The sequence below is a fragment of the Kribbella sp. NPDC048928 genome (genome assembly GCF_043197975.1).
GTDB lineage: Bacteria > Actinomycetota > Actinomycetes > Propionibacteriales > Kribbellaceae > Kribbella.
The window spans coordinates 341,103-357,894 of the sequence record NZ_JBICUC010000002.1; the positions used below are offsets into that span (position 1 = coordinate 341,103).

Sequence of the window (16,792 nt, forward strand, 5' to 3'; positions counted from 1 at the left end):
CCGGCCAAAAGCACAGCGTCATGCGATCTCTGCCATGGAACTCAGCAGGACCTTCTGGACCAGCTTCTGTGCCGCGAGCGCGTCGTGCGACGCCTGCGCGGCGGCGAGCGCCTCTTCGTCCAGTACGTCGAGGGCGTGGTGCACCGCCTTCAGGAAGGTGATCGCCTGCTTCGCGGCCTGCACGCTGTCCTCGCGGAACGGGAACTGGTCGAGCTGCCAGACGCCCTCCCAGTTGTTCTTGCGCAGCGTGTGGAAGAACTCGAACGTCTCCACCAGGTGCACCGAGCCGACCACCATGTCGTCGTCCCAGCCGCGCAGGTTGTCGTTGACGTCGATCGCGAAAAGCCGGCCGTAGTCGATCGCCAGCTGCGCCGCGTCGGCCGGCGTCTCCTGGCCGTACAGCGAATGCCCGAAGTCGAGCAGGATGCCCAGGTTCGGCAGGCCGATCTTCTCGATGCCGAGCAGCGTCCGAGCGACGTTCGGGAAGATGATCTTGACCCGCGGCTCGCGCGGCTTGTACTCGATCACGAAGTTGATGTCCGGATGCGCGGAGACCAGTTCCTTCAGGCCGTCCAGCGCGAGGTTCCAGATGTCGTGGTAGTTCACCTGGAACGGGTAGTCCCAGCCGTCCTGGCCCGGCCACAGCTTCACGTACGAACAGCCGAGGTCCTTCGCCAGCTCGGTTGCCTGATGCAACAGTTCGAGCGCCTGCTTGCGCTTGGCCGGATCGGGGTTGGTCAGCGAGCCCTTGACGAAGTCCTTGGTGTAGATCTCGGGCGTGATCGCGATCGCCTTCAGGTGGTTGCGTTGCAGCGCATCCTTGACCTCGTCGAGCGTCCCGTCGTAGCCGGCGAACGGCCAGTTCAGATCGACCACCGACAGGTCGCCGACGGCACCGGCACGGTCGATCTGCTCGAGCAGTCCGACGGGCTCGCCGTACCCGTCGGTGGCGTAGCGGTCCTTGTAGGTGGCGAAATGCCAGATGCCTGCACCGAAGACCGGCAGGTCAGTCATGAGTCTCTCCTTGTACGGGGCGGTGGGGACTGCTATTGGGCGGGCGCGCGAAGCGGCGGATCTTGGCGAACATGTCCTCGAGCAGGAACCGGACGTCGACCTCTTCGCAGACCTGGATCGGGTTGTCGGTGCCGGGCAGGTACCAGCCGTCGACGCCGAACCGCGGCGCCGGACGGGTCCGGAAGTTGCCGCTGTGCGGGTACAGCATCAGCGAGATCGCCGGCGAGTCACCGAGCGAGCGGGACTCGATCGGCTCGCCGTGCCACTTGTCGTTCCACTCGATCAGCTGGTCGACGAGGTACCGGCCGAGCGGACCGGCGTCGCCGATCTTCTCCTCGAGCTCCGCGTACCCGACCGAGACCTTCGTGTAGACGTCGCTCGGCACCTGCCACACGGTCATGCCGGATCCGAAGACCACGTTCGCGGCGTGGATGTCGTTCGAGAGGTTGAACTCCATCCGGTGATCGGCCGCGTAGCCGTTGTAGCCGCGGCCACCGATCCAGATCACGACGACATCCCGGCGTACGAGCTCAGGGTCGAGCAAGATCGCCGACGCCAGGTCGGTGAGCGGGCCGAGGAACGACACGAACAGCGGGTCGTTCGCGGACGCGAGCTTGGACTCCTCGATGATCAGCCGGGCACCGTCGGAATCGACCGGGGTCTGCTCGTCCGGGAGACCCGCCGGCGCGCCGTTCGCGACGGTGATCTTCCCGGTCAGGTCGGTCAGGTCCAGCAGCAGGTCGATCTCCTCGCGGGACTCCTCCATGCTGCGGTCCGACCGCCAGGTGCCGAAGTGCGCGGGGATCAGCCCGCGGACGTCGAACGTCGGGGACAGCAGTCCGTGCACAATGGCAAACTGGTCGTCCGCCTCGTTCTTGGCATCGGTATCGATGATCACCCGCCGCCGGCCACCTCGCACGTGAACTCTCCTTCGATGCACCCGAATATATATTCAGTACTGCATAGCCTGTCGTCATGAGTGTCGCCACGCGGCTAGAGTCCCGTCAAGGGCTCAGTTGAATCTTGGAGGGGCGATGACCCAGGCGGTACTCGCGATCGACCAGGGCACGACCAACTCCAAGGCGGTCCTGGTCGCCGCCGACGGCCGCGTGCTCGCGTCCGGTTCCTCCCCCGTCGCGCTGTCGACCCCGCGCCCCGGCTGGGTCGAGCAGGACGCCGAGGATCTCTGGCAGAGCGTGCTGATCGCGATCGCCGCCTGCCTCCGCCCGGACGTGGAACTCGTCGGTCTTGCGCTGTCCACTCAGCGCGAGTCGGTCGTTGCCTGGGACCACACAAGCACCCCGATCGGCCCGGTCCTCGGTTGGCAGGATGTCCGTACGAGCGCGTGGTGCGCCGATCTGCCTTCCGCGGTTGACGATCTGGTCCGTCGACGTACCGGGCTGCGCGTCGACCCGATGTTCTCCGCACCGAAGATGCGCTGGCTCCTCGACCGGGCGGACGCTCGCGTCGGCACCGTCGACTCCTGGTTGATCCATCGCCTGACCGGTTGCCAAGAGCACCTGACCGAGGCCGGGAACGCGTCGCGGACCTTGCTGTACGACGTGGTTGCGCTCGACTGGTCGGACGAGCTGCTCGACGCGTTCGGCGTACCGCGGTCGGCGCTCGGTGACGTACGGCCGTCGAACGCCGGCTTCGGGGCGACGAAGGGCGTTCCGGGGCTGCCCGACGGGATCCCGATCGTCGCCGTACTGGCCGATTCGCACGCGGCGATGTACGGGCAGGGGTGTACGCAGACGGGGATGGTCAAGGCGACGTACGGGACCGGATCGTCGGTGATGACACCGGTCCCGGACTTCGTACCGGCTGGGTGCACGCTCGCCTGGCTGACCGACCGGCCGATGTACGCACTCGAAGGCAACATCGTCTCCTCCGGCGCCGCGCTCGTCTGGACCGCGGACCTGCTCGGCCTGCCCGACGTCGGCGCACTGATGGCGCTGGCCGCAACCGTCCCGTCGGCCGACGGCGTCATACTCGTGCCGGCCTTCACCGGGCTCGGCGCACCGCACTGGGACCGCGAAGCGCGCGCCACCCTCACCGGCATGAGCAGCTCCACAACCCGCGCCCACATCGCCCGGGCCGCAGTCGACGCCGTCGCCCACCAGATCTGCGACATCACCGACACCATCCCCGGCCCCCTGACCAGCCTCCGAGCAGACGGCGGCGCCACCGTCTCCGACCTCCTCATGCAAACCCAAGCCGACCTACTAGGCGCCCCCGTAGAAGCCGCCAACCTCCCCGAACTATCAGCCCTAGGCACCGCCCACCTAGCCTGGACCACCCTCACCAACCCCACGCCCCGCCCTCACTCTCAACCCCACTCTCAACCCCGCCGAACCTTCACCCCCGCCACCTCGAACACCCCCACCAACACCCCCGCAGACTCCGCCGCCGCCCCCACCCAAAAAAACCCCACCAAAGCCGCGACCTCCACCGCCCACACAACCCCCACCGAAGCCCCCGCCTCCGATCCCACCCACCGCGCCCAGCGCCGAGCCGCCTGGACCGCCGCCATCACCAAGACCAGAACCACCCAAGCCTGACCCCGCCGCCCGCCCCCACCACGCGAACCAACGCCACCTCCACCACCCGCCCGGACTGCCTGCCCACCACCACACGCGCCGGCGCCACCTCGACCACCGTCCGCCCTGGGCCCGCGTGGCCGGCCGCCATCGCCACCATGCAGCCGCACAACCCGACTCACACACGGCGCCAAACCACGGCAAGCAACTCCCCTCCACCGACGCCGCCACCGACCGCACTGACCGCACCGACCGCGGGCCCGCCCGACCCCATCGCCACAACCCGGTCCGTACGAGCCCGGCATCACCCCCGGTCGCCACCTAAGCTCCCGCCACCTCCACCCCTGCCGTCCCCCCGCCCCACACCACCACCCCGCCACCACCACCTCCGATGGCGCCACATCCAATGGGGCCACCTCCGATGGGGCCACCTCCACCGCCACCGATCGCGCCCCGCGTCGCACTGGATGCCCCAGTGGCATCCCCACCGCCCAGGCCGCCAGCCTGACCTCACAACGCCCGCCGACGCCACCATCACGCCCCCGGCGCCACCAGCGCCGCCAGCGCCGCCACCGCGACGGCCACAGGTGCGCTCGCCGTCGAACCGCGGGTGGCCTGGTTCCAGCTGCCGCAACCACGGCCACCGCCGCCGCCACCGGGTGCGCTCGGCGTCAAACCGCGCGCGGCCTTGTTCCACCTGCCGCAACCACCACCACCGCCACAGGGCTCCCTCGACGTCGAGCCGCGCGCGCGTGGCCGAAGCAGTTCCCGCGCGTCCGCGAGCTGGCCGGCACGTTCGCGGACGGCAGCGGCCCGAACTGCTTCGGCACCGTGATGGCTGCGTCCGGGAGCGCGCCCTGATCCGCTGCCGCCACCACGGCCCGGGCCACGCCAACCTTCCCCTCGCCGAGTCGTGGCAAATGACTCGCCCCTCGTTCGCCGAGTCGTGGATCTTGGCTGGGAAATCGAGCCGCAATCCACGACTCGACGGGGAAGCCCCGGCGGGCAAGCGCGAGTACGAGACCGCCACCGGTCTCGCTCTCCATCGAACCGCCTGATCGACCGCCATCGCCACGCCTCGGCCGCGAACCTCCCCCTGCGCCGAGTCGTGGCAAACGGCTCCACCCCCGTTCGCCGAGTCGTGGATCTTGGCTGGGAAATCGAGCCGCAATCCACGACTCGACGGGGAGACGCCGGCGGGCAAGCGCGAGTACGAGACCGCCACCGGTCGAACTCTGCGTCGAACCGCCTGATCGACCGCCATCGCCACGCCTCGGCCGCGAACCTCCCCCTGCGCCGAGTCGTGGCAAATGGCTCCACCCCTGTTCGCCGAGTCGTGGATCTTGGCTTGGAAATCGGCGATCTCCAAGCCTTGACCCACGACTCGGCGGGGAGGTGGGAGACCGGATCGGCAGGGGAGGGGCGGAGCGAGTGTGGGGCCGGGGGCGGGGGCAGGGCGGGGCGGGGCGTGTGGACCAAAGTCAGGTCCTGGGGCCGGTTCGCGGGCTGGGGCCGGGACCGCAGTGGCGCGGCGGGCCGGGGCGGGTGGACTGGAGTGAGAGGGCGGACGAGGGGCTGGGCGCTAAGTCAGGCGAGAGGCTGAGCGAGGGCCTGGGGTCGTGTGGGGTGTGGGGTGAGCTAGAGACCGGGGCGGGCGTGAGGCTGAGCGATGGGTCCGGGCTGGCTGGGTGGGCAGTGTGCGGGGTGGGCGGCGTCAGGCCGGGCGGAGGGAGTGAGGGTCGGCGAGGGTCTGGGTGGGGCTTGGGGTGGCTGGGCGAGGAGCCAGACGGGAGGCTGCTGGGCGCGGGATTGGGGTGAGGAGCCGGGCGGGCGGCAGGGCGTGGGACTGGGGGTTGGGCGGCAGGCCGCGGTGGAGTTGGGCGGCAGGCCGGGATGGAGTTGGGCGGCAGGCCCGGGGCGGGTTGGGCGGGAGGCTGGGGGTGGGGTTGGGCGGCAGGCGCGGGGCGGGTTGGGCGGCAGGCCGAGGTGGAGTTGGGCGGGAGGCTGGGGGTGGGGTTGTGGTGGGTTGAGTGTGGGGCTGGGTGAGGGGTGGGGTGGGAGATCGCTTTCCGTTGTGGGTTGACGGGGTGTTTTTGGGCATTTATGGTTGCGGTCACGGGGGCGGAAAGCCCTTTCCAAGGCTCCGGAGCGGTGTTTGAGTCGGCACCTGCGACGGGTTCGTGTGACTGAGCGTGAGAGGCAAGACTGTGAACGAGCGACGCATCGGCATCGTGATGAACGGCGTCACCGGCCGGATGGGCCTGCGCCAGCACCTCGAGCGTTCCATCGTGGCGATCCGCGAGCAGGGCGGGCTGCTCGCCGCGGACGGCACGATGATCATCCCCGAACCGATCCTGGTCGGCCGCAACGAACTGAAGCTGCGCCGGATCGCCGAGCAGTACGGTCTGGAGCGGTGGACCACCGACCTGGCCGAGGCGCTCGCCGAGCCGGACGTGGAGATCTACTTCGACTCGCAGCTCACGCAACTGCGCGAGAAGGGCGTCCGCGCCGCGGTCGAGGCCGGCAAGGCGATCTACTGCGAGAAGCCGATCGCCGAGACGCTGGACGCCGCGGTCGACCTGGCCCGTACGGTGATCGACTCCGGCCTGAAGAACGGCGTCGTGATGGACAAGCTGTCGCTGCCCGGACTGCGGAAGCTGAAGCGGCTGGTCGACGGCGGGTTCTTCGGACGAATCCTGTCGGTACGCGGCGAGTTCGGCTACTGGGTGTTCGAGGGCGACTGGCAGGAGGCGCAGCGGCCGTCCTGGAACTACAAGTCCGAAGAGGGCGGCGGCATCATCCTCGACATGTTCTGCCACTGGCGGTACGTGCTCGACCAGACGTTCGGCAGCGTGAAGTCCGTGTACTGCCAGGGCGCCACGCACATCCCGACGCGCGTCGACGAGAACGGTGACAAGTACGCCGCGACCGCGGACGATGCGGCGTACGGGGTGTTCGAACTCGAGGGCGGGATCATCGCGCAGCTGAACTCGTCCTGGGCGACACGGGTGTTCCGCGACGAGCTGGTCGAGTTCCACGTCGACGGGACCGAGGGGTCCGCGGTCGCGGGCCTGCGGAACTGCCGCGCGCAGCACCGGTCCGCGACGCCGAAGCCGGTCTGGAACCCGGATCTGCCGGCCACCGAGAAGTTCCGCGACCAGTGGGCGACGGTGCCGGACAACGAGCCGATGGACAACGGGTTCAAGGTGCAGTGGGAGATGTTCCTGCGGCACGTGGTCGACGACGCGCCGTTCACCTGGGACTTCGTCGAGGCGGCCAAGGGCGTCCAGCTGGCCGAACTCGGCCAGAAGTCCTGGCACGAGGGTCGCAAGCTAGAGGTCCCCGGGCTGGATCTCAAGGCGAAGCGATGACCCTCGAACTCCGCCTGCCGACAAACGCCGGAGACCTCGCTGGGCCCTCCTCGGCCGGCGGCGCAGAAGTCGGTGGGGCTCCGAGCGACGGGGCGTTCAGTGGTGGGCGGTTGCAGAGCTATCGGTTGTCAGGTACGCCGGTTGCTCATGGCACCTATCAGCCGGCGCAATCGCGGCTGGCATTTGCGGCAGCGCATGTTGTTGCAGACCCGCTCGGCGACAACTCGCCGGGCGCACCGGCCGCGATCGACTGGGAACACACGCTGGAGTTCCGCCGCCACCTGTGGTCCCTCGGCTTGTCCGTCGCGGAGGCGATGGACACTGCCCAACGCGGCATGGGTCTCGACTGGCAAGCCACACAGGAGCTGATCCGCCGCTCAGCAGCAGAAGCGCCCGACGGCCGGATCGCCGTGGGCGTCGGCACGGACCAACTGACTGCCCCCACGACCGCCTCTGGTGCCGACTCGCTCGACGCAGTGATCGCAGCCTATGAGGAGCAGTTGGCTGTGGCCGAGGGCGTCGGCGCACAGCCGATCATGATGGCCAGCCGTGCACTTTGTGCCGTGGCTCAGTCCCCCGACGACTACCGAAAGGTGTACGACCGGCTGCTGAGCCAGTCGTCGCGCCCGGTGATCCTGCACTGGCTCGGACCCATGTTCGACCCGGCCTTGGAAGGTTACTGGGGCAGTGGCTCGTTCGACTCCGCCGTGGACACGGTCGTCGACCTGATCAACGACAACGTGGCGAAGGTCGACGGCATCAAGATCTCCCTCCTCGACGCGTCGAAGGAAGTTGCCTTGCGCAACCGCCTTCCCGAGGGCGTACGGCTCTACACCGGCGACGACTTCAACTACCCCGAACTGATCCGCGGCGACGGTGAGCGACACAGCCACGCGCTGCTCGGAATCTTCGCCGCCATCGCGCCCGCAGCAGCAGCCGCGCTGAGCGCCCTGGACCGCGGCGATCTCGAGGAGTACGAACGCGTGTTCGCACCGACTGTCCCGCTGGCGAGGCAGATCTTCTCGGCGCCGACGTACTACTACAAGACCGGAATCGCCTTCCTGGCTTGGCTGAACGGATTCCAGCCAGGCTTCACGATGGTGGGTGGGCTGCAGACGGGGCGCTCGTTGCCGCATCTCGCGGACACGTTCCGGCTCGCGGACCGGGCAGGCGTACTGACGAATCCCGAGCTGGCCGTCGACCGCTTCCGGCAACTCCTGCGCGTGAGCGGGATCGACGCATGAACCGCTACAGCCTCAATCAGGCGACGACGAAGTACTGGCCGCTCGAGGATGTCGTCGCGGCCAGCGCCAAGGCCGAGTTGGAGTGGATCGGGCTGTGGCGAGAGCCGATCCAGGAGTACGGCGTGGACAAGACCGCGCGGCTCGTCGCGGACGCCGGCCTCAAGGTCTCGTCGTTGTGCCGCAGCGGGTTCTTCACCGCGACCGATCCCGCCGAGCGGAAGGCGAAGATCGAGGACAACCGCCGCGCGATCGACGAGGCCGCGACGATCGATACGTCGGTCCTCGTCCTGGTCAGTGGCGGCCTGCCCGCCGGATCCCGCGACGTCGATGGTGCTCGCGAGATGGTCCGCGACGGGCTCGCCGAGTTGGCACCGTACGCCGAGGAACGCGGGGTCACGCTCGCGGTCGAGGCCCTGCACCCGATGTTCTGCTCGGACCGGTGCGTGGTGTCGTCGCTCGGCGGCGCGCTCGACCTCGCCGAGCAGTTCCCGGCGAACCAGGTCGGCGTGGTCGTCGACGCCTACCACCTGTGGTGGGACGCGGACGTGTACCGGCAGATCGAGCGGGCCGGCGAGCGGATCGTGTCGTACCAGGTCAGCGACTGGGTCGTACCGCTACCCGCGGACACGCTGCTCGGGCGCGGGATGATGGGCGACGGCTCGATCGAGCTGCGCCGGCTGCGCGAGGCCTGTGACGCGGCCGGGTACGACGGCCCGATCGAGGTCGAGATCTTCAACCAGCAACTGTGGGACGCGCCGGGGCAGGAGGTCTTCGACCTGGCGCTGGCGAGGTACCAGGAACACGTCATCTACTAGGGAGTTGCTTGTATGACTGACCGGACCATTCCCGCCGACGGTATCGGGATGCACCTCTACACGATGCGCGACGTGCTTGCCGAGGACTACCCGGGGACGCTGAAGCGGCTCGCGGGGATCGGGTACCGGACCGTGGGGGTGAGCGGGCGGTTCGAGCACAGCGCCGAGCAGATTCGTGGGTACGCCGACGACGCGGGGCTCGGGATCGTACTGGAGCACGTCGGCTACAAGCGGCTGGACGACGACTGGGCCGGCGCGCTGGCCGACGTACGGACGCTCGGTGCGCAGTGGGCCGTCGTACCGTCGATCCCGTCCGAGCTGCACTCGGTGGAGGGGTTCAAGACCGCGGCGGCCGCGTTCACCGAGGCCGGGAAGGTTGCGCGGGACGCCGGGCTGAAGCTGCTGTTCCACAACCACGGGCACGACTTCGATGAGCTCGAGGGCCAGGTGCTGTACGACATCCTGCTCGGTGTTGATCCGGAGCTGCTCGGGTTCGAGCTCGACCTGTACTGGGCGGTGGACGGCGGGCACGACCCGGCGAAGCTGTTCCAGGAGCACCCCGGCCGGTTCCCCGCACTGCACGTCAAGGACATGGCCGAGGACGGGTCGTGGGAGGACGTCGGCGCCGGGAAACTCGACTTCGGCGCGATGTTCGAGCACGCAGAGTCCGGCGGCGTGCAGCAGTACCTGGTGGAGCACGACAAGCCCACCGACGCCTGGCAGTCGGCCGAGCGCAGCTACCGCGGCCTCACCGAGCTTCGGTACTGATTTGGGCCACCAACAAACGACTGTTTGCTGTGACAACAAACGCTTAACCGGGTCAGCTGTGGATACAGCTGCTCACGCCCGGTGAAATCGGCCTATTCTCAACGGGTGCAGAACGAGCCCGCGGTCCGGCTGTCCGCCGTCCGCCGCCTGTACGAGGTGAGCGCGCGGATGGGCGCCGGGCGCAGCCTTGCCGAAACGCTGCAGGCGGTCGTCGACGGTGTCGTGGACGGGCTCGGCTTCGGCATCGCCGTACTGAACCTGCGGCACCCGGACGGGAAGTTCGAGGTGATCGCCGTCGCCGGGTCCCCGGAGGCCCGGGCGGCGCTCCTCGGCCGGGTCAGCGCGGCGGACCTGTTCGACGGCGAGTTCGCGATCGCGGACGCGTGGGGCAAGCTCCGGTTCGTACCGCACGAGCGGCTGCCCGAAGGCGAGGTGACCGGCTGGGTGCCCGACGTACCGGTGGCTGACGCTCCGGACGCCTGGCACCCGCTGGACGCGCTGTTCGCGCCGCTGTACTCCTCCGACGGCGAGCTGGTCGGGATGCTCTCGGTCGACCTGCCCGAGGACCAGCGCCGGCCGGGGCCGATCCATCGGGAGCTGCTGGAGATCTTCGCGACCCAGGCCGGGCTGGCGATCGACAAAGCCCGGCTGACCGATCAGCTGCTCGCCGAGAAGACCCGCCTGGAGGCGAGCGAGGCGACGTTCCGGCTGGTCTTCGAGGGCGCCGGCAACGGGATGGCGACGATCGCGTTCGACGGGCCGGACCTGGGCCGGATCCTGACCGTGAACGACGCCTTCTGCCGGATCACCGGGTACTCCGCGGATCAGCTGCTCGGGACGCGCCTGGTGAGCTTCCTGCGCGACGAGGAGCCCGAGCAGACCCGGCACGAACTGGAAGCGCTTGCTGAGGGCAACGGTACGTACCGGTTCGAGCGGGTCTTCACGCAGCCGAGCGGCAACGCGATCTGGCTCGGCGGTACGGCGGCACTTGTCGAGCAGGGTGCCACGCAGCCGCGGATCCTGCTCGTACAGATCGACGACGTGACAGCCCGCAAGGACGCCGAACGCGAGCTCCGGCACCACGCCGCTCACGACCCGCTCACCGGCCTGCCGAACCGCCGCCTCCTGCAGCACCGCTTCACGAAGGTGCTCGAGCAGACCCGCACCACCGGCCGCCCCGGCGCGCTGCTGTTCTGCGACCTCAACCACTTCAAGCTCGTCAACGACAGCTACGGGCACGAGGCCGGCGACCACGCCCTCCGCGAGATCGCCACCCGGCTCAGTACGGCCGTCCGCCACGGCGACACCGTCGCGCGCCTCGGTGGGGACGAGTTCGCCGTACTCGCCGAAGACATCGTCGGCGACGACCTGACCACCCTCATCACCCGCCTCGAGGACGCCGTCAGCCGCCCCCTCCCCAACATCGCCATCCACGTAACCACCAGCGTAGGAACCGTCCCCATCACCCCGGGAACCACCGACCTGGACGCTCTGCTCCACCAAGCCGACCAGGCAATGTACGCCGCCAAAAACCGCCGCACCTGACCAGCGAGTGCCCGGAACCTGCGACTGGCTCAGCGCGGGAGTGGTGCAAGGGCGCAGAGGTAGTTGGCGCCGTCGAGGAGTTCTTGCGTGATTCGGATTCCGGTCAGGTGCTCCGTGAGGGCGAACGTCGCCGCGGTGTGGTTGTCGTAGTTGCGGTCTTCGTTGTCGCGGAGGTCGAAACCGAGGTCGAGCATCGGCTCGATCAGACTGTCCGGCTCGGCGCCGTCGCGGCGGTACGGGAACAGCGGCTCGAAGCGCACCCGCAGCTCACCGTCCTCCATCCAGCAGAAACGGTCCTCGGCGTCGACGTTGCAGTAGTGGGACACGACTCTGGTGCCATCAGAGAGCGGCTGGATGACTTCCGTCGTGACGCCGAGGAAGCCATTGGATTCCAGCAACAGCGTCCAGCCGTCCAGTTCAGTTGCACCGATGACGAGACGCTGGTCCTCACGGCCGAACCACGGCGAGTTGTCCTGCGCGTACTTGATGAACGCCGTCAGACCAGCGGATCGGTCAACGACTTCTCCGTTGATACGACTGAGGGCCTCGGCAGCTCCGACACCGCGGACGAGCGTCATGCAGTAGGCGTAGCTCAGAGCGGTGCCCTCGAACCACGCGTAGTCCTCGGCTGTCACGAGCCCAGGTCTGTCAGGGCGGCGTCGGTCAGGCGGTAGATGGTCCAGTCGTCCTGGGGTTTGGCGCCTAGGGACTTGTAGAAGTTGATCGCGGGGGTGTTCCAGTTGAGGACGGACCATTCGAGGCGTTCGTAGTTGTGCTGGACGCATTCCTGGGCGAGGGCGGTGAGGAGGGCCTTGCCGAGGCCGGTGCCGCGGGTTTCGGGGCGGACGAAGAGGTCTTCGAGGTAGATGCCGTGGACGCCGCGCCAGGTGGAGAAGCTGAGGAACCAGATCGCGCAGCCGACGACCTGGCCGTCGTGCTCCGCCACGTGGCAGAAGACGGCCGGCTGCTCACCGAAGAGCGCGGTCTGCAGTTGTTCAGCGGTCAGGTGGCACTCGTCGGGAGCACGTTCGTACTCCGCCAGCGCGTACACCAGCTCCACGAGCGCCGGTACGTCCTCCGGCCGGGCACGGCGAATCCGTTCGTCGATCATGCGCCCATCCTGCACGGTCAGGCGGGTTCGCCGCCGGTGACCTTGGACATGGTGCGGCGGATGTACTCCGCGGTGTCGATCCGGCCGGCCTCGCGGTCGACGAGGTCGGCGACGTCGTCACGTGCTGGTTCCCAGCCCTCCACGGGGTTGTTCGACAGCGCGTCGCTGACGCGCTGCTTCTGGTCGTCGTCGAGTTCCTCGAACAGGTCCGGCCAGCGCTGGGCGTATCGGCACGGTTCGTAGGCCATCAGTGAACTCCCCGGTAGCGAACAATTCGGGCCAGCCTAGCGAAGCCACCATTCATACCGTCGCCTCCCGTTAAGTTCACGAACCAGTCCGTTAACCTCCTCGCCACTCCCCGCCGAAACACTGACCGGGTTCTCCCCCACCTGACCGCCCTTCATCTGGAGGAACCATGTCCGTGTCTCGCCGTCGCTTTCTCGGGTACGGGGGTGCGGGCAGCGCTGCCGTACTGCTCGGCACCGGGGCCTGGGACGCCTCGACCACGTACGCCGCCCCGACCGGCACCGGCAACCCGTTCACGCTGGGCGTCGCCTCGGGCGATCCGCAGTACGACGGCGTCGTCCTGTGGACCCGTCTCGCCACCGATCCGTACGCCGTGGACGGGAAGGGCGGCATGCCCGCGCGCCCGGTCCGCGTCGAGTACGAGGTCGCGTACGACGAGAACTTCAGGCGTCCCGTACGACGAGGCAGCGTCATCGCCACGCCCGAGCTCGGGCACAGCGTGCACCCCGAGGTCCGCGGTCTGCTGCCCGACCACGTGTACTACTACCGCTTCCGCACCGGCCACCAACTCTCTCCGACCGGCCGGACCCGGACCGCGCCGCATCCGCTGGCCACGCCGCGGAACCTGAAGTTCGTGTTCGCGTCCTGCAACGCGTGGCAGGACGGGTACTTCACCGCGTACGACCACATGGCCCAGGAGGATCTCGACCTGGTCGTGCACCTCGGCGACTACATCTACGAGTCCGGCGTGAAGACCAACAAGCGCGGCGTCACCACCGACCCGCGGTTCCACACCGAGACGTTCGACCTGGCGCGATACCGCCTGCAGTACAGCCTCTACAAGACCGAGGCGCCGCTGCAGGCCGCGCACGCGGCGCATCCGTGGATCCACACGTTCGACGACCACGAGGTGGAGAACAACTGGGCCGGCGACATCTCCCAGATCGACACGGAGCCGGACCAGGACCCGGCCGTGTTCCGGGAGCGCCGCGCGCAGGCGTTCCAGGTGATGTACGAGCACCTGCCCGTACGGCACGAGCAGATGCCGCGCGGCCCGGAGATCCGTTACCACCGGCGTCTGCCGTACGGGCGGCTCGCGGACTTCACGATCCTCGACACCCGCCAGTACCGCACCGACCAGCCGTGCGGCGACGGCGACTCGTCCACCTGTGACGACCGCTTCAACCCGGACAACACGATGCTCGGCGGCAAGCAGCGCGCGTGGCTGCTCGACGGGTTCCGCCGGCCGAAGGCCCGCTGGCAGGTGATCGGCAACCAGACCCCGATGGGCCAGACCGACTGGACGCCCGGTCCGGAAACCCATGTTTGGCTGGACCCGTGGGACGGTTATGTTGCCGAGCGCAACAAGGTACTGGCGGCCGCACAGGACAGCGGCGTCCGCAACCTGGTCGTCATCACCGGCGACCGGCACCAGAACTACGCGCTCGAGCTCAAGCGGGACTTCGCGAACCCGGACTCCGCCACGGTCGGCACCGAGTTCGTCGGTACGTCGATCACCAGCGGCGGCAACGGCGCCGACACCACCGACCAGGGACAGCAGTTTCTGGAGGCGAACCCGCACCTGAAGTTCTTCAACTCCCAGCGCGGGTACGTCCGGGTCACCGTCGACGAGAAGCAGTGGCGGTCCGACTTCCGGGTCGTGCCGTACGTCGAGACTCCGAACGCCCCGATCGCCACGCGCGCCACGTACGTCGTCGAAGACCGCCGCCCGCACGTCCATTCCGGATGATCATCGCGGGCCAAGTCCTCCTGGGGTGATCAGCGCCCGTCGCGACTCCGAGCGGCCCGACCGGCCGTCGGGGTCGCCGGCCGCTGGACCCCACCATCACCCAGGGTGGTCGAGTTGCCCGCCGTCTGCTGCCCGGCTGCGGCGCCTGCCGTCCGGTTCTGCGAGAACTCGGCCATTCTCTGGTCGCGGGCGACCCGCTCCACCGCGTACAGGCCTTCGTCCGCAGCCGCGAGGCCGAGTCGATGACCGAAGTTCTCGCCGGGCGGGGCGTGCTGGAGCCCCAGCTGCACCTGCTCCATCGTGTAATGCATCCTGCCCCGCACCTGGGCGACCGTGGCCGGATCCGGCGCTGCATCCGTCGTGCCGTTCGCCCGGTCGGCTGCTTCGACGATGACGGTCGCGGCCCGCTGCAAGGTCTGGTCGACGTCGCCCGTGGCCAGCGTTGCCGGCAGCGCGCGAGGGTCGATCTGGTCCCGAATGGGCTGCGACGAATCGGCCCGCATCCGCGAGAGACCGTCGACGAACCCGCGAGATACCTCCTGGACCGCGAGGGACTGGTGAACGGGGACCTGGACACCGGCAGCGCTACCAGCACTCTGGGAAGGAGCAGGGTTTCATTCAACTGGGTCAGCGCCGCGTCCAGAACTGGACGTGCCTCAGACGCCCAGGCCGCCGTCCACGCGAAGTACGGCGCCGGTTACGAAGGACGCTCGGTCGCTGAGTAGCCAGGCGGCGGCCTGGGCTACCTCGATCGGCTGGGCGCCGCGGCCGAGGGGCGTCTGCGCGATCAGGGCGTCGATGATGCCGGGCGTCGCGCGGTCCCAGTCCTGCAGCATCTCGGTGAGTGTGGTGCCCGGGGCGATCGCGTTCACCCGGATGTTCTCGGGCGCGTACGTGATCGCGGCCGACTCCGTCAGGCTGTTCACGGCCCGCTTCATCGCGCCGTACGCCGGGAGCGCCGGGTTGCCCGCGAAGGCGCCGACGCTGGAGGTGTTGACGATGCTCCCGTGGCCGGCCGAGGCGCGGATCGCGGCGATCTCGGCGGTCATCGCGGACCACACGCCGCGGAAGTTCACCGCATAGACACGGTCGAGCTCGTCCTGGGCGAGACCGTCCATCGGGCCGGGCTGCTGGCCGATCGCGCCGTTGTTGAACGCTGCGTCCAAGCGTCCGTACTCCGCCACCGTCCGGTCGACGGCGGCACGGATCGCGTCCGGGTCGGCGAGGTCGCAAACGACGTACCGCGCGTCGAGTTCCTTGGCGAGAACGGCCAGCTCGGACTCCGTACGGGCGGCGAGCATCACCTGTGCGCCCTCCGCGACGAACAGCCTGGCTGCCGCGGCGCCGATCCCGCGCCCGGCGCCGGTGATGAGAATGACCTTGTGGTCGAGAAGTTTGTCCATGTCTTCGAGCGTCGGCGGCGCGCGGACCGGTAACCAGGCATCGGTTGTACCTGGCTGAGCCGGCGCAACGAGGCACACTGGAAGCTGTGGACAAACCTGGACTGGCTGCATTCCTCCGCAGCCGGCGGGAGCGGGTCACCCCGCTGGACGTCGGCCTGCCCGCCGGCCGTCGACGCCGTACGCCTGGGCTCCGCCGCGAGGAGGTCGCACAGCTGGCGTACATCTCGACCGAGTACTACACGCGGCTCGAACAGGCGCGGGCGCCGCATCCGTCGAGCGAGGTGCTCGCCGGGCTGACCCGGGCGCTGCGGCTGAACGACGCCGAGCGCAACCATCTGCATCACCTCGCCGGCGTCCCGCAGGTCCGACCGGTCGGACCGCCGCGGGAGGTACGCCAGAGCATCCTCGATCTCCTCGACCGGTTGCCGAACGCGGCCGCGATCGTGCTCTCGGCGTACTGCGAGGTGATCGCCTGGAACCACCTCGCGACCGCGCTGATGGAGGACTTCTCGGTCCGTACCCGCCCGGAGCGGAACTTGCTGCGGCGCGCGTTCCTCGGCGGCGACAAGCACGTGTACTCGGTGGTGGACGGCGCACGCTTCGCCCGGAGCTCGGTGAACCACCTGCGAGCCGTCGCCGCGCGCTACCCCGAGGATCCTGAGCTGCGCGAGCTGATCGCCGACCTGTCCCAGAGCTCGGAGTTCACTGCGCTCTGGGAGGCGCACGAGATCGCGGCCGAGCCGACGTTGTGCAAGTCGTTCCAGCACCCGCAGGTCGGCCTGGTCACCGTGAACTGCGACGCGCTCGCCATCCCGGACCAGGATCAGCAGGTGATCATCTACACCGCGACGCCCGGTTCCCCCTCGGAGGAGGCCCTCCAACTCCTGTCGGTGATCGGCACCCAGCGACTCGACCTCCCCGGGTGATCGTCGGGATTTACGACTCGGAGTGCTGAATCCGTGCGGAGATCGGTGTTGGATTTGGC

General features: G+C 68.9%; 15 protein-coding genes. 8 read left to right on the top strand and 7 right to left on the bottom strand.

Translation table 11 applies throughout. From position 1 onward, the window contains the following. Nucleotides 1-18: 18 nt before the first annotated feature. Together ACGFI6_RS08440 and ACGFI6_RS08445 are read right to left on the bottom strand one after the other, a co-directional pair. The gene (locus ACGFI6_RS08440) at nt 19-1,014 is read right to left on the bottom strand and encodes a sugar phosphate isomerase/epimerase family protein (protein WP_393116328.1); all 996 of its coding nucleotides are present in this window, start codon (nt 1,012-1,014) and stop codon (nt 19-21) included. Beyond that, nucleotides 1,007-1,933 carry a nucleoside hydrolase gene (locus tag ACGFI6_RS08445; protein WP_393116330.1) on the bottom strand — a complete coding sequence of 309 codons (927 nt, stop codon included), beginning with the start codon at nt 1,931-1,933 and terminating at the stop codon, nt 1,007-1,009. Before ACGFI6_RS08445 ends, ACGFI6_RS08440 begins: the two co-directional genes overlap by 8 nt. Nucleotides 1,934-2,048: 115 nt before the next feature. Here ACGFI6_RS08445 and ACGFI6_RS08450 point away from each other — a divergent pair, with 115 nt between their 5' ends. From ACGFI6_RS08450 to ACGFI6_RS08475, 6 genes are all read left to right on the top strand, one after another. Beyond that, nucleotides 2,049-3,575, top strand: coding sequence for an FGGY family carbohydrate kinase (locus ACGFI6_RS08450; protein ID WP_393116332.1), 1,527 nt, complete (start codon nt 2,049-2,051; stop codon nt 3,573-3,575). Between the two features lie 2,186 nt (nt 3,576-5,761). Further along, a complete protein-coding gene (locus tag ACGFI6_RS08455) occupies nt 5,762-6,925 on the top strand; it encodes a Gfo/Idh/MocA family protein (RefSeq protein WP_393116334.1) in 1,164 nt (387 codons plus the stop codon). Then, the gene (locus ACGFI6_RS08460) at nt 6,922-8,169 is read left to right on the top strand and encodes a dihydrodipicolinate synthase family protein (protein ID WP_393116336.1); all 1,248 of its coding nucleotides are present in this window, start codon (nt 6,922-6,924) and stop codon (nt 8,167-8,169) included. The genes ACGFI6_RS08455 and ACGFI6_RS08460 overlap by 4 nt, the downstream gene beginning before the upstream one ends. Next, nucleotides 8,166-8,984 (top strand): sugar phosphate isomerase/epimerase family protein, encoded by an 819-nt coding sequence (locus ACGFI6_RS08465; RefSeq protein WP_393116338.1) that lies wholly within the window; start codon nt 8,166-8,168, stop codon nt 8,982-8,984. Before ACGFI6_RS08460 ends, ACGFI6_RS08465 begins: the two co-directional genes overlap by 4 nt. A gap of 12 nt (nt 8,985-8,996) precedes the next feature. Further along, on the top strand, nt 8,997-9,752 hold the full coding sequence (locus ACGFI6_RS08470; RefSeq protein ID WP_393116340.1) for a sugar phosphate isomerase/epimerase family protein: 756 nt from the start codon (nt 8,997-8,999) through the stop codon (nt 9,750-9,752). Between the two features lie 105 nt (nt 9,753-9,857). Then, complete coding sequence (locus ACGFI6_RS08475; protein ID WP_393116342.1) at nt 9,858-11,297, top strand: diguanylate cyclase domain-containing protein; 1,440 nt, start codon at nt 9,858-9,860, stop codon at nt 11,295-11,297. A gap of 29 nt (nt 11,298-11,326) precedes the next feature. Here the strand turns inward: ACGFI6_RS08475 and ACGFI6_RS08480 are convergent, their stop codons facing one another. From ACGFI6_RS08480 to ACGFI6_RS08490, 3 genes are read right to left on the bottom strand one after another with little or no spacing between them, the layout of a single operon-like run. Continuing rightward, nucleotides 11,327-11,932 (bottom strand): DUF6461 domain-containing protein, encoded by a 606-nt coding sequence (locus ACGFI6_RS08480; RefSeq protein ID WP_393116344.1) that lies wholly within the window; start codon nt 11,930-11,932, stop codon nt 11,327-11,329. Then, nucleotides 11,929-12,408: a GNAT family N-acetyltransferase gene (locus ACGFI6_RS08485; RefSeq protein WP_393116345.1), complete on the bottom strand. Its 480-nt coding sequence runs from the start codon at nt 12,406-12,408 to the stop codon at nt 11,929-11,931. Before ACGFI6_RS08485 ends, ACGFI6_RS08480 begins: the two co-directional genes overlap by 4 nt. Nucleotides 12,409-12,425: 17 nt before the next feature. Further along, nucleotides 12,426-12,656 carry a hypothetical protein gene (locus ACGFI6_RS08490; RefSeq protein ID WP_393116347.1) on the bottom strand — a complete coding sequence of 77 codons (231 nt, stop codon included), beginning with the start codon at nt 12,654-12,656 and terminating at the stop codon, nt 12,426-12,428. Nucleotides 12,657-12,823: 167 nt separating this feature from the next. Between ACGFI6_RS08490 and ACGFI6_RS08495 the strand changes: the two genes are divergently transcribed. Beyond that, on the top strand, nt 12,824-14,404 hold the full coding sequence (locus ACGFI6_RS08495; protein ID WP_393116349.1) for an alkaline phosphatase D family protein: 1,581 nt from the start codon (nt 12,824-12,826) through the stop codon (nt 14,402-14,404). Between the two features lie 29 nt (nt 14,405-14,433). Here ACGFI6_RS08495 and ACGFI6_RS08500 read toward each other — a convergent pair whose 3' ends face one another. Beyond that, on the bottom strand, nt 14,434-14,907 hold the full coding sequence (locus ACGFI6_RS08500; protein WP_393116351.1) for a hypothetical protein: 474 nt from the start codon (nt 14,905-14,907) through the stop codon (nt 14,434-14,436). Nucleotides 14,908-15,060: 153 nt separating this feature from the next. Continuing rightward, nucleotides 15,061-15,807, bottom strand: coding sequence for an SDR family NAD(P)-dependent oxidoreductase (locus ACGFI6_RS08505; RefSeq protein WP_393116352.1), 747 nt, complete (start codon nt 15,805-15,807; stop codon nt 15,061-15,063). 86 nt (nt 15,808-15,893) lie between these two features. On the opposite strand from ACGFI6_RS08505, the gene ACGFI6_RS08510 reads away from it, so the two are divergent. Further along, nucleotides 15,894-16,733: a helix-turn-helix transcriptional regulator gene (locus ACGFI6_RS08510; protein WP_393116354.1), complete on the top strand. Its 840-nt coding sequence runs from the start codon at nt 15,894-15,896 to the stop codon at nt 16,731-16,733. Nucleotides 16,734-16,792: the final 59 nt, after the last annotated feature.

Coding starts and splice junctions, on each gene's coding strand:
- ACGFI6_RS08450 (WP_393116332.1), top strand. CDS start 2,049: ATGACCCAGGCGGTACTCGCGATCGACCAGGGCACGACCAACTCCAAG.
- ACGFI6_RS08460 (WP_393116336.1), top strand. CDS start 6,922: ATGACCCTCGAACTCCGCCTGCCGACAAACGCCGGAGACCTCGCTGGG.
- ACGFI6_RS08465 (WP_393116338.1), top strand. CDS start 8,166: ATGAACCGCTACAGCCTCAATCAGGCGACGACGAAGTACTGGCCGCTC.
- ACGFI6_RS08470 (WP_393116340.1), top strand. CDS start 8,997: ATGACTGACCGGACCATTCCCGCCGACGGTATCGGGATGCACCTCTAC.
- ACGFI6_RS08440 (WP_393116328.1), bottom strand. CDS start 1,014: ATGACTGACCTGCCGGTCTTCGGTGCAGGCATCTGGCATTTCGCCACC.
- ACGFI6_RS08500 (WP_393116351.1), bottom strand. CDS start 14,907: ATGCGGGCCGATTCGTCGCAGCCCATTCGGGACCAGATCGACCCTCGC.
- ACGFI6_RS08490 (WP_393116347.1), bottom strand. CDS start 12,656: ATGGCCTACGAACCGTGCCGATACGCCCAGCGCTGGCCGGACCTGTTC.
- ACGFI6_RS08495 (WP_393116349.1), top strand. CDS start 12,824: ATGTCCGTGTCTCGCCGTCGCTTTCTCGGGTACGGGGGTGCGGGCAGC.
- ACGFI6_RS08485 (WP_393116345.1), bottom strand. CDS start 12,408: ATGATCGACGAACGGATTCGCCGTGCCCGGCCGGAGGACGTACCGGCG.
- ACGFI6_RS08505 (WP_393116352.1), bottom strand. CDS start 15,807: ATGGACAAACTTCTCGACCACAAGGTCATTCTCATCACCGGCGCCGGG.